The sequence below is a fragment of the Spirochaeta thermophila DSM 6578 genome (assembly GCF_000184345.1).
In the GTDB taxonomy this organism is placed as follows: domain Bacteria; phylum Spirochaetota; class Spirochaetia; order Winmispirales; family Winmispiraceae; genus Winmispira; species Winmispira thermophila.
Map to the genome: position 1 here is coordinate 473168 of NC_017583.1, position 15800 is coordinate 488967.

Sequence of the window (15800 nt, forward strand, 5' to 3'; positions counted from 1 at the left end):
GTCTAACTCCCTGGATTGTTTACTGGGTAGAGGGGTCTCCCCTTGAGGAGGGTCTCCTTCACGTTGAGTGCAGCCTTGCGCTTGAGATCCACGAGGGACTCCTCGCTGTAGTAGGCACTGTGATCCGAGAGCACCACGTTTTCGAGATCCCGGAGGGGGCTCTCCTTCGGGAGGGGTTCCTCCTCGAAGACGTCGAGCCCGGCGCCGAGGATGCGGTGCTCCTCGAGTGCCCGTTCGAGGGCCTGCTGGTCTATGATGGCCCCTCTCGAGGTGTTCACGATCACGGTGGTGGGTTTCATCATGCCTATCTCCCTCTCTCCGATGAGGTGCCGGGTCTCCTTCGTGAGGGGCGCGTGTATGGAGAGGTAGTCGGCCTCCCGAAGGAGGGTGAAGAGATCCGCCGCCTCTCCTCCCGCCCGGCTGATTTCCTCGGAGGGGATGTAGGGGTCGTAGACGAGGGTCCGGGCAAACCCGAATCCCTTCATCTTCCGGTGGAAGGCACGGGCGATCCGTCCATACCCCACGATCCCCAGCACCTTGCCGTGGAGCCTGAACGCCTTGAGACCCGCAGTGTGGTTCCATTTCCCTACGCGGATCCCCCTATCTTTTACCATGATGAGCCGGGCGCAGGCAAGGAGGAGAGCGGCTGCATGGTCCGAGACCTCCTCTATGCCGTAATCCGGCACGTTGCTCACCCAGATGCCGGCCGCCGTGGCGGCCTCCACGTCCACGTTGTCCACGCCGATCCCGTATCGGGAGATGATCCTGCACCGTCTGAGATGAGAGATCGTCTCTTCCGGTATGGGCCTGAGGTTGACGAGGAGTGCGTCCGCCTCCTGCGCGATGGAGAGGAACTCCTGGGGCGGCATATCTTCCCTGCAGACGACGAATTCGTACTCAAGCCCGGAGAGGGCCTCTCGCTCCTGTTCGTAGTTGCCGTTGAACCTGTCGTCGGCCACCACTATCCTGTAGGGGTTCATGTATCCTCCGGATTCTTCGTAATATAATAATATAATATATCAGAGTTTATCGAATGCGCAAGCGAAAACTTCCGCCGTGGCCCGCCAAGTTTCATGAAATAGGGGAGACGTCATATTTACATATCCGACAAATCGTTGTTATAGTATCGAAAGATATGGCAAACCTCAGGGGTGGTGCATGGAGTACGCGGAGCTCATGGGTACGGACATCCGGATCTCCAGGATAGGGATGGGATGTTGGGGGATCGCAGGCGGCCGGACCTGGGGAGAGAGGGATGATCGGCGGTCGATCGACACACTGCGTGCCGCCTACGATCGCGGTATCTCTTTCTTCGACACGGCCTATTCCTACGGGAATGGCTATTCGGAAGAGCTCGTGGGGAAGGCGCTCGGATCCCTGGGAGACCGGGTGGTGATTGCCACGAAGGTCGGGACCGGACTCTCCTCTCCTTCCGAGGTGGAACGGCACTGCGAGGAGAGCCTCAGAAGGCTCAGGCGCGACTGGATCGATCTCTACCAGTTGCATTGGCTCCTTCCGGGCATGCCCCCGCTCCCCGAGATCATCGAGGCCATGTGGCGGTTGGTGAAAAGCGGCAAGGTGAGGGCCATAGGTGTGTGCAATCTGGGGAAGGGGCAGCTCGCCCTACTCCCCCCCGAGATCCCGGTGGTGACCAATCAGCTTCCCTACAGCCTCCTCTGGCGCGCCATCGAATACGAGGTGATGCCCGCCTCCCTCGAGAGGGGGATGGGCATACTCGCCTACAGTCCGCTCATGCAGGGCCTTCTCACCGGGAAGTTCTCTTCACCCGAGGAAGTCCCCGAGGGGAGGGCCCGTTCCAGGCTCTTCTCTTCCTCACGGCCTCAGGCCATCCATGGCGAAGAAGGGGCGGAGGACCTCACTTTCGAGACCATACACAGGCTCTCCGCCCTCGCTCGGGATCTCGATATCCCTCTCGCCCACCTCGCGATCGCGTGGGTTCTCCAACGGGAGGGGGTTGCATCGGTTCTCGTGGGGGCGCGGACTCCCGATCAGGTCGACGCGAATGTGGGAGCCCTGGCGGTGCGGCTCTCCGAGGAGGTGCTCGCCGAACTCGATACGATCACCGCTCCCCTCAAGGAGAGGCTCGGGCCGAACCCCGACATGTGGCAAACCTCGGGGAGGATATGGTGAGAGGTGGGTCGAGTTCGGATGGCTCCGTGCATCTCTACCCCCATGAGCGCGCGCTCATGGAGGAGGCGCATCGACTCAGGCGAGCGGACGTCTCTTCCCCCACGGCGTTCCATTCGTGGCGGGAAGCCCTCATCCCATCCCTGCGGGAGGCTCTGGGTGTGAGCGCAGCCTTCCCGTCTCCGGCTCCCCGCTGGACGGTGCTCGACGAGCGCGAGGACGACGGTCTGGTACGGCGTCTCCTCCACGTGGAGATCGCCCCTTCCCTGGTGATGCCCGTGTACGTGCTCCATCGGGCGGGCCTCTCCTCCCCTCGCAGGGCGGTCGTGGCCCTCCATGGTCACGGCGGCGGGGGAAAGGATGGCGTCGCCGGTGTCATGGATCTGCCCGAGGTGGAGGGGGCGGTGGGCCGGTACCGATACGACTACGGGAAGGCGCTCGCACGGAGGGGATACGTGGTCTTCTGTCCCGACCTCCGGGGGTTCGGACGGAGGCGCCTCTTCCCGGGAGACGACCTCCTGGGGAGCGACTGCCTCGCGCTCCAGGGTGGGGCGATCTCGCAAGGGCGAAGCCTCCTCGGTGAATGGATCCACGACCTCGTCCTCCTCGCACGCGTGATCAAGGAGGTGCCTCCGGCCGGCCCGGGGGGGATCGGCGTGTGTGGGTTCTCCGGGGGAGGGCTCGCGGCCTTGTTCTTCGGAATCTTCGAGGAGAAGGTGGAAGCGGTGGTGGTGAGCGGGTATTTCCACAGCTTCAGGGATGCGGCTTACAGGACCAACCTCTGTGCCTGTAACATGCTTCCCCGGGTGTGGCGATGGGTGGAGATGGGGGATCTCGGGGCCCTTCTCGCCCCCAGGCTCTTCATCGTGGAATCGGGTACCGAGGATCCCCTCAACGGTCCGCGAGGGATCGCGGACGTGTGCGAGCAGGTGGAGTACACGAAGGCTGCCTACAGGGTCATTGGGATGGAGGAGAAGTTCCATCATGTGATATTCGAGGGGGGACATCGGTGGGATGGTGACGGTGTCTATCCCCTCCTCATGGAATGGTTTCCGCCCGAGGTGTCATGAGGACATCGTATCTCTCTCCGGAAGAACGTCATGAGGGCTTGAGAGCCTTTCTCGCCTTCAACGCCTTCAACGGCGTGGGGTTCGGCCTCCTCGCCGAGACGATCGTGTATCTCCTCGCCTTGCAGTACGGTGCCACCAACCTCCAGTTGGGCTATATCTCCTCCCTCATCCACCTCACGGGTTTCCTCCTCATCCTGTTCCCTCATGTCCTGAAGGGCGCTCCACTCGTTCCGGTCTATTTCGGGGCGTGGCTGGGGAGGGGACTCGTGGCCCTCCTCTACTGGCTCACCCTTCTCGTATCCCCTTCCGCAGCGATCTGGGTGATCCTCGCCACCTACACCCTGTTCTGCATGCTCAGGACCGTGGGAGTCGCCCTCTACCGGCCCGTACAGAAGATGCTCTCCACCCCCTCCACGCTGGGCTCGGTCATGGTGCAGGCGAACCTGGCCTACAGCCTCACCATGATCATCGGCCAGCTTCTGAGTTTCCTCTTCCTCTCTTCGCCTCTCGCGTCTGGACCGAGAGGGTTGCTGTCGCTCATACTGGGGGGTGTGCTCTTCAACTCCGTGGCCTCCCTTTTCCTCCTCAGGATACCCTCTCGTGAACGCATCGCCTCCTCAGGGGATGAGCACATCGTCGGCGTGCTCCTCGAAGCCCTGAGGAATCCCCGGATACGCTATCCGGTACTCCTCCACTGGATCCACCTGGGGACCACGATCCTTCTGGGTTTCAGCACCGCACTCCTCAAGCGGGGACTCGGACTCCCCGAGAATCTGGTGGTCCTCTATACCATGACCACCTACGTGGGGCTCGTGGCGGCCGGCTTCGTCAACCGGCCCTTCGTGGACAGACTCCCCGCCCGTCCGCTCCTCCTCCTCTCCTTCGGCCTCGAGATTCCCCTCTTCCTCGTGTTCGCCTTCCTGCGGCCCGGTGCAGCCTTCGGCATGCTCCTCATCCTTGGGTTCGCGCTTGGATTCGTGAAGGGGACCATCGCCGCACATGTCGGGAGGACCCTGGTACACGCCTATCCCGACGACAGGAAGTTCAGCTACAACGCGATGGTGAACTTCGTCACGTCCTTTCTCGCCCTCGGGTTCGGCATGGCAGGAGGGGCTCTCGCCGATCTGGGTGTGGGCGTCGCCGCATCCCTCCCCTTCCTGAACGAGTATTCCCTAGTCTTCGCCGCTGGAACCGTGCTCGTGTCCGTGAGCATGGTGATCTCCCTGGGCGTCAGAGACGCCCGCCGGATGGAGGTGCGGGAGCTCCTGGGAGTGTTCCTGAGTCCCGAGCACCTCACGGCCATGCTCGGTTCTTACCGCCTCGAGTCCACCAGGGACGAGAGGAAGCGGCGCCTCATCCTCAACTCGCTCATGGAGTGCTCTTCCCCCCTCGCCGAACGGGAGATCGAACGCATCCTGCGTCATCCGTTCTCCGTGGAATCCAAGTTCGTCCTCAACCGTCTGTTCGTGAATCCGAAACTGGCCCTTCTCCCCCGTGTCCTCACCCTCGCGGGAGAACCGGGCTACGTGCACCGAGAGCGGGCGATCTTCGCCCTGGGAGCCTATCGGGGGCCGGAAGTGGAACGGGTCCTCCGTACGGCTCTCGACGACCCCGATCCGGCGGTGAGGGGGGCGGCCGCGAAATCGCTGGTACGGGCAGGTTATCCCGTGGATCCCGCCGACCTCTTCCGCCGATTCCTCCACGCGCCCGTGGTGCGGGAGGAGGTGGACTACCTCATCGCCCTCGGCCTTGCCGAAGAGGAGGAATTCCTCTTCCGCCGTATCTTCACCTTCGCCGAGAAGAGGGAAGGACCGTACTACAGGATGACCGTCTACAGTGCGATCTCCTCTGCCTTGGGTACCGCCCCCCTTCTGGGTGATCTCTTCATGGAGGAGGAATCCGGGAGAGGGAAGGGTGTCTCCCGGTTCCTCGAGGAGGCGGTGCGGTTCGTACCCTTCTGGCGGGAGAGGGACAGGATAGGGCGGTCCATGCGTGAGGAGAAGTGGGAAGACATCCTCCTGTGGGTGGAGCAATGCATCAGAGGGATCTCCGCGAACGAGGGTGTACGAGGGGTCCTCCGTGCCTTCGGCTCGGCGCTCAGGGAGAAGCTCTCTGGTGCACCTGTGCGGGAAGACGCGATAGCCGCCCTCTATTTCTTCTATGCCCTCCTCGACAGGAATCCGGAGCAAAGATAGCAAAATTTTACCTTTACAAACTCCACAAACAGGTTATGATATTAGATATTAGGAATTCCCATCGCCGGATGGGGAACTGGTGTATGAAGAGAGTGGAGTGTCAACATCCTGTTTGGGAGGTTCCCGCATGGCTGAACGTGTCGCAGGAGGATCGGAAAAAGGATCCTCCCTCTTCCCTCCGAGGTGAAGAGGAACATCCGAAAGTACAAGGTGTTCTATCTCTTCCTCCTTCCCGGTTTCCTCTACTTCGTGGTCTTTCATTACCTGCCCATGTTGGGCTTGCGTTGGTCGTTCTATGAATTCGACCTGAGGGGAGTGGGGGAGTTCATCGGACTCGAACACTTCAAGACGGCCCTTGCGAGCGAGGGGTTCAGGAGGGCCTTCTGGAACACCCTCATCCTGAGCAGTGCGAACATCGCCATCCAGATGACCGCTTCCATTATCATCTCTCTCCTCCTCAACGAGGTCACCAATCAGCTCTTCAAACGAGGGGTGCAGACCATCATCTACCTCCCTCATTTCCTCTCCTGGCCGGTGGTGGCCTCGGTCTTCGTGCTCATCTTTTCGCAGGGCGGCATGGTGAACGCATTCGTCCAGAAGCTGGGAGGGGAGCCCATCTATTTCTTCGGTGATCCGGTGTGGTGGCGGCGAGTATATCTTTTCGCCCTCGCCTGGAGAGAGGTGGGGTGGGCCAGCGTAGTGTACCTCGCGGCCCTCTCCGGGGTCGATCCCCAGCTCTATGAAGCGGCGTGGATCGACGGCGCGGGTCGCATCCGTCAGGCCATCCACATCACACTTCCGAGCCTCGTGCCTGTGATCGTCATCGTCCTGGTGATGAACCTCTCGAAGATCTTCAATCTCTTCGAGTCAGTTCTGGTCATGTACAACCCCCTGGTGTACAGCGTGGCCGACGTGCTCCAGACCTATGTGTACAGGACCGGTATCGTTGAGTTCAGATACGGGTACGCCACCGCTGTGGGGCTCTTCAGATCGCTGATCGCGTTTGCCCTGGTGATGGCGTCGAACTGGATCGTGAAGCGGATCCGTGGCGAAGCCGTGGTGTGACTACATATGGAGGATGAAGCATGACACTCGTACAACGGTTCAACAGAGCCAATCTTCCCAGGACGGTGTTCGTGATATTCAACACCCTGTTCCTCCTCTTCATCGTGATGCTCATCGTCATCCCCCTGCTCAAGGTTTTCGTGGACTCCGTGGACGCACGAGCGGCGGAGACGATCTTTCGATTCCTTCCGGAGAAATTCACCCTTGACGCCTACAGGAACCTGCTCTCTAGGCCTGCGCTCTACCGCCCGTTCCTGGTGAGTCTCTATACCACCACTATGGGCACCATCATCGCCCTCATGACCACCGCCCTCTTCGCCTACGCCCTGGCCCAGGACAACCTGCCGGGCAAGGGGTTTTTCCTCATGGTGGCCCTGATCACCATGGTCTTCAGGGCCGGGATGATCCCGCTCTTCCTGGTGGTGAGGGACATAGGGCTCCTCAACAACGTGTGGGCGGTGATCCTCTCCCGGTGCGTGGATGCGTACTACCTGTTGTTGCTCCGTAACTTCTTCAAGACCATTCCCATGAGCATCATGGAGGCCGCGGAGATCGACGGCTGTAAGCCCTTCACGGTGTTCTGGCGGATCGTGGGACTGTAACATCGAGTGTTGAAAAAGGCGGGGAAAAAAGATAAGGGGTATCTCCCACCACACTAATCCTTTTTTCAAGGAGGAGATACCCCATGAAGCGTGGTAACACACGCACACTGATTGAGACACAGTATACCCTCTCTGATCTGATGAAACAAGTGGAAGACCAGCTACGGGAGGAGGTGCGCCACACCTACAAGACGTACCTGGAACACCTCCTTGAGACGCTGAGAGAGGAGGCAGTAGGACGACCACGATATGCACGAGGGGAGCCTGAGAAAGGGCAGTACTACCGGTATGGCTACAGGAAATGGAAGACCGTGCAGACCCCCTGGGGGCCGATCGAGGATGTACGCGTGCCCCGCATCCGCACCGGCGGGGGGAAGGAGGTGAAGCTGGTCGCCTACGAGCAGAGGCTCGTGGCCCTCGCCGAGCAGCTCATTCTTGGGTATGTGGGAGGGATGAGCGCGCGGACGTGGGCCATCCTGTTACGGGAGCTGGGGATAGGAGAGGCTCATCCGCAGACACTCCTGCGGCTCATCAGAGGTCTTCGTGAGGAGAAGGAGCAGTGGCGGAGGAGGTCCCTTAGAGGAGTGAAGGCCCTTGTGCTGGATGGAGTGTGGGCAAAGAGGCGTGGGAGGGGTCAGAAGAAGCTGGTTGTCCTGAGTGCCGTGGGGGTGAAGGAGGACGGATCTCATGAGCTCCTCGACTGGGTCGTTGCGGAGCAGGAGGACCAGGCGAGCTACGAGCGACTCCTTACCAGGCTCTATGAGCGAGGGCTTCATGAGGTGGAGCTGGTGGTGGCCGATGAGGCTGAGGGGATCCGGCAGGCCGTGGAGACGGTGTATCCTGAGGCGAAGAAGCAGGTATGCCTCTGGCACCTGCAGGGTACGCTTGAGCAGAAGCTCCTGCAGGACATGGGGGAACGGAAGGGGAAGAACGCAGACCTCCAGAAGGAGAGGCGAGCTTTTCGAGCGGAGTACTGGAAGCTCTTTGAGGCAGGAGGGAAGGAGGACGCAGCACGTGCGTTGGAGGCATTCGTGAAGAAGTGGGCGGCGAAGGCTCCCCGGATGACGGCCTCCCTCCTGTGGCGGAAGGACCGGCTTTTCTCCTATCTGGAGTTACCCTATGAGTGGAAGGAGAAGGTGAGGACGAGCAACCTTGCGGAGAACATGTTTCGGCACATGAGAAGCTTTCTACGGAGGTATCCTGGGTATATGAGCCATGCCCATGCGGATGAGGTGGTAGGCCTCTACGTGGTGGGCATGCAGGTGATACAAGAGGTGGGGAGACGCACCCCTTATCAACTCCAACTCAATTTCAACACTCCTCCTTGACAGTGCCCGGATCGTGCTCCCCTTGTCGAAGCCGGGCCTCGCGGCGATCGGGCTCTTCTACCTCGTGATGTACTGGAGTCAGTTCTTCGAGTACATCCTCTTCCTCCCCACGAAGCCGCAGTGGCACAATTTCCAGGTGTTCCTCCGAAACGTGGTGATCGAGTCGGAGACCCAGGGCTTCGAGGGGTTCGCCTTCGCCACGCAGAGCCTCAAGAATGCGGTGGTGGTGGCCTCGATGATCCCCGTGCTCATCGCCTATCCCTTCGTACAGAAGTACTTCGTGAAGGGGATCAACATCGGGGCGGTGAAGGGATGATATCCGGGGCGTTGCCCTGGTGAACATATACCATACCTATGAGGAGGGAAGTATGAGAAAACTCGTGTGTGCAGCGCTGTCCCTGCTCGTGGCCGCCACGGTATGGGCGGGACCACAGGCGGAACAGCAGGCAGGAGCCGCGCAGATCAAGGAGATCGACATCGTCCTCGACCGGATACTCATGCCCGAGGACGGGCTCGATCAGTGGATTGCCGAGTATGAGAAGCTCTTCGGCATAAAGCTCAATGTCACCAAACCCCCGCACAACCAGTACTCTCAGATCCTGGGCACCATGTTCGCGGCGAACGATCTGCCCGACATCTGCGAGATCCAGACGGCCGACTATGTGCCTTATGCGAAATCGGGAAAGCTGGTTCCCCTCGAGGACTTCATCAAAGCCTCTCCGGTGGTGAAATCGATCGATAGTCAGTACTACGAGGCCTACAGACTCAAGGACGGCCACATCTACGGCTTCCCCACCTACAAGGGCGGCGGGTGCGTGGGCTACATCCGCAAGGACTGGCTCGACACGCTGGGTCTCAAGGTACCCACCACATGGGACGAGTTCGTGACCGTATTGAAGGCCTTCACCTTCAATGATCCCGACGGCGATGGTCAGAACGACACAGTGGGTATGACGCTGCCGTTCCAGGTGCCCGTGAACGAGTTCGACTACTACAACCGGTTCATCATGCAGGGCGCCTACTTCGATTTCCAGAAGAAGAACGGCAAGTGGGTGGATGGTTTCACCCAGCCCGAGATGAAGGCCGCCCTCCAGCGCTTCCAGCAGCTCTACTCCGAGGGTCTCCTGGACAGGGAATTCTTCACCAACAAGACCTCCACGGCCCGCACCAAGATCTATGAGGGGCAGGCCGGTTTCATGGAGTACTGGGCCGGCACCTGGGGCACGAGGATGGATGCGAGCGCCAAAGCCTCGAATCCCAACGCCGAGGTGGTCTCTATTCCTCCCATCGAAGGGGCGCACTACGTGAGCAGGGTGGGCCCGGTGTTCGGTATCACCACTGCCGCGAAGAACCCCAAGGCGGTCTTCGATGCGATCATCGGCACCATGTGGGACAAGGGGAAGGGCCAGATGCTCTGGACCTTCGGAGTGGAAGGCCTGCACTACAAGACCGTGGGCGAGAACAAGATCGAGATGCTCCCGCAGCCGTCCAATCCTTCTACTCCCATGCAAAAGTCCTTCATCGATCCTCACCTGACCCTCAACGACTGGGCCTTGCCCATCGAGTTCGAGGAGAAGATGAAGCTCTCGGTGGATATCCACAACACGTACGCGGTGCAGCTCGGGATTCCCGAGGGCGGAGACCTCTTCTCGAAATATGTGGGTGAGATCAGGACGCTCAAGCAGGAGATCTTCTCCAAGATCGTGACCGGTGAGTACTCGGTGGACGAGGGGCTCAAGATGTACCAGCAGAAGGCAAAGGAACTCCACATCGACGAGGTCCTCGCGGAACTCAACGGCTGATGGCGGAAGCGATCCATGTCGAGGTGCCCTCCGGGGCACCTCGTTTTTTGCGCCACAGGACGAATGAAGGGAGGTTCAGATGCACGTGGATGTCACTACCCTCGGCGCCGATCCCACCGGTCTGAGGGAGAGCACGGACGCCTTCCGGGAGGCTCTCTCCAGGATAGAAGGGGCGGGAGGGGGGCGCCTCCACGTCCCGCCGGGGGACTACCTGGTCGGTCCCCTCCGGCTCTGTTCACACCTCGAGTTCGAAGTGGCACGGGGGGCGAGGATCCGTTTCGTCCAGGACCCCGACCGCTATCCTGTGGTCTTCACGAGGTGGGAAGGGGTCGAGTGCCACGCCTATGCTCCCATGATCTTCGTGGAGGGTGCCGAGGACATACGGATCAGCGGGGGAGGGGTGATCGATGGCCAGGGAGATGCCTGGTGGAGGATGTATCGAGACTACCGGGAGGGGAGAGTCACCCGTTTTCCCTTCTCGTCGGTGGAGGAGATCGCGAGGAGGAACGCCCACCTGTCCACGAAGGCCTCCGGAGGAGGGGGGAGGGAATCCCACTTCCTCAGACCGCCCCTCCTCCAGGTGAAGGATTCCCGGCGGGTGGTGATAGAGGGGATCATCCTGCGGAACTCTGCCTTCTGGAATACCCACATCCTCTATTCCGACGAGGTGTGGATACGGGGCGTCTCTTTCGAGAACCCTCCCGACGCTCCCAACACGGACGGGCTCAATGTGGATTCCAGCAGGAACGTGCGCATCGAGGACTGTACGTTCGACGTGGGGGACGACTGTCTGGGCCTCAAGTCGGGCATCGACGAGGACGGGAGGCGGGTGGGCAGACCCACCGAGCACGTGGTGATCCGGGGATGCATCATGCGCCGCGGCCACGGTGGGATCGTGTGCGGCTCGGAGATCGCGGGGGGAGTGAGGAACGTGGTGGTCACGGGGTGTATCTTCCAGGACACCGATCGTGGGATCCGGATCAAGTCACGAAGGGGAAGGGGCGGGTTCGTGGAGAACGTGATGGTTCATCAGATCGTCATGGAACGCGTGCTGGTTCCCCTGGTCGTCAACCTCTACTACCGGTGCGGGATAGATCCCGGGGAGGAAGAGACCATCTCCCGGCTCGCGTCCCTCCTACCCCTCCCCGTGGACGAGACCACGCCCGCGGTACGGAACATCTCCATAAGTCAGGTGTTCGCCACCGGGGTGAAGTCCTCGGCCGGATTCCTCCTCGGGCTCCCGGAGCGGCCCATAGAGGGGCTGATGCTGAGCGATTATCGGGTGGTGATGGACGAGGAAGGCCAGGAGGGGGAACCGGCCATGGCGTTCTTCCCCACCGCCACGCGTCGGGGAGGCTTCCGAGGGAGGTATCTCAAGAATGCAGAGTTCAGGGGTGTACGGATCGAAGGGGCGGAGGAGCCGGTTTTCCTGGTGGAAGATTCTTCTTCGATACGCTGCGTCGACTGAGGTGATGGAGACGGGTCGATCCCTCTTGTCCCGGCCCGTCGTGCTACGAAACTCGACGATGAAGGGGGAGCGTGCGCTCCCCCTTCCCTTGATTTCCCGGAACAGGCTTCAACGTTCCACTCGGGCGGAGCCACCTTTGACGATCTTCTCCACCTCGGCCTTGGACGCCATGGAGGTGTCGCCCGGCGTGGTCATGGCGAGCGCCCCGTGTGCCGCCCCGTAGTTCACACATGTCTGGGGATCGAGCCCCTCCAGGAAGCCGTAGATGAGTCCAGAGGCAAAGCTGTCCCCTCCTCCTACCCTGTCGAGGATTTCAAGGTCGTCCCAGCCTATGGAGTGGTAGAACTGTCCCTGATAGTAGAGGAGGGCGCTCCAGCCGTTGATGGTGGCGGTCTTCACCTCCCGCAGGGTGGTGGCGATGGCCTTCAGGTTGGGGTACGTCTTCGCCACTTCCTGCACCATCTCTTTGTAGCTCTCGACATTGAGCCCCACCACTTCCTTACCGACCCCCTTCACTTCGAACCCGAGGGCCGCGATGAAGTCCTCCTCGTTTCCGATGAGCACGTCGAGGTGGGGCACGATCATCTTGTTGATCCTCTGGGCCTCCTTCTCTCCGCCACGGGACTTCCAGAGGGAGGGGCGGTAGTTGAGGTCGTAGCTCACCACCGTGCCCGCTTCCTTCGCTGCCTTCACCGCCTCCACGGTGAGTTCCGCAGTGGTCTCTGAGAGGGCGGCGAAGATGCCGCCTGTGTGGAACCACCTCACTCCCTCCTCCTGGAAGAGTTTCTTCCAGTCCACATCTCCGGGCTTGAGGGCTGAAGCGGCACTGTGGGCCCTATCCGAGACTCCCTTCGCCCCTCTGATGCCGAACCCCCTCTCGGTAAAGTTGAGGGCCTGGCGGTGCTGTCTCCCGATCCCGTCATAGGGAAGCCAGATGCAGTGGGAGGAGTCCACCCCCCCCGCACCGATGAGGCTCTCGAGGAGATACCCCAGGTCGTTGTCGGGGATGGCGGTGACGACCGTGGTCTTGAGCCCGAAGCACCGGCGAAGGCCCCGCACCACGTTGTATTCCCCGCCACCTTCCCACACGGTGAAGGTGCGCGCGGTGCGGATACGACCCTCGCCCGGATCCAGCCTGAGCATGATCTCTCCCAGCGCCGCCGCATCCCACATGCACGATCCCTTCGGTTTCACGACGATCGGTTCCATCACTTTCCTCCTCGTTCACTCCGAATCTTTGCGATGAGGGCCTTCACCCTCTTCACGTCCTCGGCGATGGCATCGAAGTCCCCGTTCTTCACCCGCTCCTTGGTGATGAGCTTGGAGCCTATACCCACCGCCACGACCCCTGCCTCGAACCACGCCCTGAGGGACTCCTCGGTGGTGTCCACCCCGCCGGTGGGCATGATCTCGGTCCAGGGGCAGGGACCGAGTACGGACTTCACGAAGCCCGGTCCTCCCACTTCCTTCCCCGGGAACACCTTGCAGATCTCGGCTCCGTACTTCTCGGCCTCGTGGATCTCCGTGGCACTCCCGCACCCGGGGATGTAGGGGACCTTCCTGCTGTTGCACAGGAGGGCGATCTCCCTGTCGAAGACGGGGCCCACCACGAACTTGGCGCCTTCGGCGATGTATATCCCTGCAGTGTAGGGGTCGACCACCGAGCCCACCCCGAGGATGAGGTCGGGGTAGTGTTCCCGGCAGAAGGTCACCAGTTCTCTGAAGACGGCCACCGCGTTCTCACCGCGGTTGGTCATCTCGATACACCGGGCCCCGCCCTTCGCACAGGCCTCCACGATCTTCTTCGCCACTTCAGGGTCGGGGTTGAAGAAGACGGGAATGAGCCCCTCTTCCACCATGATACGATAGATCTCTCTTCTGGGAATCATAGGGGTGTATCCTCCGTTCTGATGGTTTCGAACGTTTCCGTCAGAAACCTGTATGTGAGATCTATTATATCAGATGGGATGTTTTCTGCCAATATGTGGATGTAGGGTTTTTGTGGAAGGATCATCCTGAAGAGGCGTCCGAAGTCCATCACCCCGTGGCCGGGAGGCGTGGCCCGCTTCTTGCCCCGTTCCACCACGAAGTCTTTCACATGTACGGCCACCACATCGTCCTTGAGGAGCTCGAATGCGGAGGAGACGATCGCTTCGTGGCGTTCCCAGTCCGCGGCGGGAACGATGTTCACCGGGTCGAAGAGCACCTTGAGGTGGTCGGACGAGATCATGTGGAGGAGGCGCTTCATTTTTTCCGCCGTGTCGATCGTGTGGACATCGGCCACGGGTTCGATCGCCACCAGTACACCGTATCTCTCGGCCGCCTCGACCAGCCTGCCCACGGTGGAGAGGAGAAGGGAGAAACTCTCCTCTCTTCGTGTCTCGGGGTGGAAAGAGCAATCGGCTGCTCTGGATCCTGTCTCGGTGGCCACGATGGAGCAGCCGAAGTCCCTCGCATAACGGATGTGCTCGAGAAAATGCTGGATGTGTGTCTCCCTCACCCGGGGATCGGGGTGGATGGGATTGATGTAACAGCCCAACACTGCGATCTCGAGATCGTACTCTTCGAAGGTGCGGCGGACGAAGCGGGCGAACCCGGGACTCAGGAGACCAGGCTCGGGGGGAAACCCCTCGAAGGCCTTGTGCAGGGCGAGGTGTACGCTGCGGTATCCCGCCCGTGAGGCGCGTGCCGCCAGTTCCCTGGGCGAGCCCCTCCCCACGTCGTGGAGCCGGATCCCCAGATTGAGTCGTTCCTGCCTCATGCGGCCCCTCCCGGGAAGAGCGGGATGATGTGCCGTTCGAGGAGGTTCCGGGTGACCCTCGCGGCTATCACCTCCCGGTGTGCCTCGAGGGCCTCGTGGAATCGCTCGCCCATCTGGGCGGCCACCTTGTACCCCACATGGATGAGCTGCCTGAAATCGCGGTTGTAGGAGGGGTTCGAGGGATCGTGTTCGAGCGCCTCCACGAACCTGCCGGACGACCAGTCCTCGATCTCACCGGGGGAGGGGAGCCTGTCCGGATTGATGTCGATCACCGCGGCGTACGGGGCGCACAGTTCCTCGATCATGGAATAGCAGGTGAGGGCGATCTCCTTTGCGAGCGCGAGGGCCTCTCCTCCCGACTCTGCGAGTCCCGTCACCTCTTCGAGCCAGGTGGTGCCTGCGGTCTTGAGGTGGACTCCCTCCTGTGGATGACGTGAGAGGATGTCCTTGATGAGAGGGTAGAGGGAGAATTTGTCGCTTCCGGAGTGCACACTGAGCTTGAGCCCCTCGGGGAGCCGGAACGCTTCCCGGGCGTATCTCACCACGCAGAGGTCGTCTTCGAACTCGCGCGCGAAGACCTCCGGATCGCCCACGTAGTCCACCCCCTTGTAGAATGAGCCCGAAAACTTGGGGGCTATGGTACGGGCCGGGATCCCGGCCTTCCGTATCATGGCCAGGATGAGCAGGAGTTCGGGTGGGCGCTGGGGATCGGCCGTCTCGTCCATGGAGACTTCCACCACGAAGGGGCGGGAGGTCCCCTTCTCGATCCTCTGGTGGATCCGGGCCGCCTCGCGAACCGCGGGCCAGTAGGCGCGGATGGTTTCACGTGCCGTCTCTTCCGAGATCGTAAGCGGGTTGGAGAGCCCCGGGATGGCGAGCTCGCGGTTGAGCAGGTCGTCGAGTGATGAGAGCAGGTCTTCCTCCTCCTGAGGGCTGATCTCCTCCTGACCTATGGCCTCGGCCACGTCTATGGTGAAGAAGTCCGATGAATCCAGGAAGAGCTCCACGGTCTTCGTGGTGATGTGGTCCGCATCCACGAAGTATGGTCCCTCCCATTCCAGGGCGGAGACGGCTTTGTCCGCCATTCTCCTGACGTCCTCGGGACGGGAGCCTATGATGGTGTGCTCACGATACGACTTGTTCCACACGATACCCAATGCCATGCCGAGACGCTCAGCCTCGATGACCGCACGAAGCTGGGCTTCGGCCTCGTGGCCGAAGCGGTCTCCCGTACCGATCGAATATCGGGGAAGAGAAAGGGAACCGGGGGTAGTCATAGTGCCTCCTCATAAGGTGTCTACCCCCTAGTTTATGTAAAAAACTCCTTGAGCGCAATACGAAGAAAATTCTTTTCTATATAA

General features: G+C 61.0%; 14 protein-coding genes. 9 read left to right on the forward strand and 5 right to left on the reverse strand.

Going from position 1 to position 15800, the window contains the following annotated elements; all coding sequences use genetic code 11:
• Positions 1 to 2: 2 nt before the first annotated feature.
• Complete coding sequence (locus SPITH_RS01960; protein WP_014624072.1) at positions 3 to 980, reverse strand: C-terminal binding protein; 978 nt, start codon at positions 978 to 980, stop codon at positions 3 to 5.
• 178 nt (positions 981 to 1158) lie between these two features.
• On the opposite strand from SPITH_RS01960, the gene SPITH_RS01965 reads away from it, so the two are divergent.
• The 9 genes from SPITH_RS01965 (at position 1159) to SPITH_RS02005 (ending at position 11678) form a co-directional block, all read left to right on the forward strand.
• Positions 1159 to 2151, forward strand: a complete 993-nt coding sequence (locus SPITH_RS01965) for an aldo/keto reductase (RefSeq protein WP_014624073.1) — start codon at positions 1159 to 1161, stop codon at positions 2149 to 2151.
• Positions 2145 to 3218: a dienelactone hydrolase family protein gene (locus SPITH_RS01970; protein WP_014624074.1), complete on the forward strand. Its 1074-nt coding sequence runs from the start codon at positions 2145 to 2147 to the stop codon at positions 3216 to 3218. Before SPITH_RS01965 ends, SPITH_RS01970 begins: the two co-directional genes overlap by 7 nt.
• A complete protein-coding gene (locus tag SPITH_RS01975; RefSeq protein ID WP_014624075.1) occupies positions 3215 to 5413 on the forward strand; it encodes an MFS transporter in 2199 nt (732 codons plus the stop codon). Before SPITH_RS01970 ends, SPITH_RS01975 begins: the two co-directional genes overlap by 4 nt.
• A 183-nt stretch (positions 5414 to 5596) precedes the next feature.
• Positions 5597 to 6478, forward strand: a complete 882-nt coding sequence (locus SPITH_RS01980) for an ABC transporter permease (protein WP_014624076.1) — start codon at positions 5597 to 5599, stop codon at positions 6476 to 6478.
• Between the two features lie 20 nt (positions 6479 to 6498).
• Positions 6499 to 7080 carry a carbohydrate ABC transporter permease gene (locus tag SPITH_RS01985; protein WP_052296241.1) on the forward strand — a complete coding sequence of 194 codons (582 nt, stop codon included), beginning with the start codon at positions 6499 to 6501 and terminating at the stop codon, positions 7078 to 7080.
• An 83-nt stretch (positions 7081 to 7163) separates the two neighbouring features.
• Positions 7164 to 8408 carry an IS256 family transposase gene (locus SPITH_RS01990; protein ID WP_014624077.1) on the forward strand — a complete coding sequence of 415 codons (1245 nt, stop codon included), beginning with the start codon at positions 7164 to 7166 and terminating at the stop codon, positions 8406 to 8408.
• A 22-nt stretch (positions 8409 to 8430) separates the two neighbouring features.
• The gene (locus SPITH_RS12065; protein ID WP_052296242.1) at positions 8431 to 8724 is read left to right on the forward strand and encodes an ABC transporter permease family protein; all 294 of its coding nucleotides are present in this window, start codon (positions 8431 to 8433) and stop codon (positions 8722 to 8724) included.
• A gap of 52 nt (positions 8725 to 8776) precedes the next feature.
• Positions 8777 to 10210, forward strand: coding sequence for an extracellular solute-binding protein (locus SPITH_RS02000; RefSeq protein WP_014624078.1), 1434 nt, complete (start codon positions 8777 to 8779; stop codon positions 10208 to 10210).
• Positions 10211 to 10289: 79 nt separating this feature from the next.
• Positions 10290 to 11678, forward strand: coding sequence for a glycoside hydrolase family 28 protein (locus tag SPITH_RS02005; RefSeq protein WP_014624079.1), 1389 nt, complete (start codon positions 10290 to 10292; stop codon positions 11676 to 11678).
• 108 nt (positions 11679 to 11786) lie between these two features.
• Here the strand turns inward: SPITH_RS02005 and SPITH_RS02010 are convergent, their stop codons facing one another.
• The 4 genes from SPITH_RS02010 to SPITH_RS02025 are packed head-to-tail and all read right to left on the reverse strand — an operon-like array spanning position 11787 to position 15716.
• Positions 11787 to 12887, reverse strand: coding sequence for a sugar kinase (locus tag SPITH_RS02010; protein WP_014624080.1), 1101 nt, complete (start codon positions 12885 to 12887; stop codon positions 11787 to 11789).
• Positions 12887 to 13567: a bifunctional 4-hydroxy-2-oxoglutarate aldolase/2-dehydro-3-deoxy-phosphogluconate aldolase gene (locus SPITH_RS02015; protein ID WP_014624081.1), complete on the reverse strand. Its 681-nt coding sequence runs from the start codon at positions 13565 to 13567 to the stop codon at positions 12887 to 12889. Before SPITH_RS02015 ends, SPITH_RS02010 begins: the two co-directional genes overlap by 1 nt.
• Positions 13564 to 14439: a sugar phosphate isomerase/epimerase family protein gene (locus SPITH_RS02020; RefSeq protein WP_014624082.1), complete on the reverse strand. Its 876-nt coding sequence runs from the start codon at positions 14437 to 14439 to the stop codon at positions 13564 to 13566. The genes SPITH_RS02015 and SPITH_RS02020 overlap by 4 nt, the downstream gene beginning before the upstream one ends.
• On the reverse strand, positions 14436 to 15716 hold the full coding sequence (locus tag SPITH_RS02025; RefSeq protein WP_014624083.1) for a tagaturonate epimerase family protein: 1281 nt from the start codon (positions 15714 to 15716) through the stop codon (positions 14436 to 14438). The genes SPITH_RS02020 and SPITH_RS02025 overlap by 4 nt, the downstream gene beginning before the upstream one ends.
• Positions 15717 to 15800 lie beyond the last annotated feature (84 nt).

Coding starts and splice junctions, on each gene's coding strand:
- SPITH_RS01985 (WP_052296241.1), top strand. CDS start 6,499: ATGACACTCGTACAACGGTTCAACAGAGCCAATCTTCCCAGGACGGTG.
- SPITH_RS01975 (WP_014624075.1), top strand. CDS start 3,215: ATGAGGACATCGTATCTCTCTCCGGAAGAACGTCATGAGGGCTTGAGA.
- SPITH_RS02025 (WP_014624083.1), bottom strand. CDS start 15,716: ATGACTACCCCCGGTTCCCTTTCTCTTCCCCGATATTCGATCGGTACG.
- SPITH_RS01965 (WP_014624073.1), top strand. CDS start 1,159: ATGGAGTACGCGGAGCTCATGGGTACGGACATCCGGATCTCCAGGATA.
- SPITH_RS01990 (WP_014624077.1), top strand. CDS start 7,164: ATGAAGCGTGGTAACACACGCACACTGATTGAGACACAGTATACCCTC.
- SPITH_RS02010 (WP_014624080.1), bottom strand. CDS start 12,887: ATGGAACCGATCGTCGTGAAACCGAAGGGATCGTGCATGTGGGATGCG.
- SPITH_RS02015 (WP_014624081.1), bottom strand. CDS start 13,567: ATGATTCCCAGAAGAGAGATCTATCGTATCATGGTGGAAGAGGGGCTC.
- SPITH_RS02005 (WP_014624079.1), top strand. CDS start 10,290: ATGCACGTGGATGTCACTACCCTCGGCGCCGATCCCACCGGTCTGAGG.
- SPITH_RS02000 (WP_014624078.1), top strand. CDS start 8,777: ATGAGAAAACTCGTGTGTGCAGCGCTGTCCCTGCTCGTGGCCGCCACG.
- SPITH_RS02020 (WP_014624082.1), bottom strand. CDS start 14,439: ATGAGGCAGGAACGACTCAATCTGGGGATCCGGCTCCACGACGTGGGG.
- SPITH_RS01970 (WP_014624074.1), top strand. CDS start 2,145: ATGGTGAGAGGTGGGTCGAGTTCGGATGGCTCCGTGCATCTCTACCCC.
- SPITH_RS01960 (WP_014624072.1), bottom strand. CDS start 980: ATGAACCCCTACAGGATAGTGGTGGCCGACGACAGGTTCAACGGCAAC.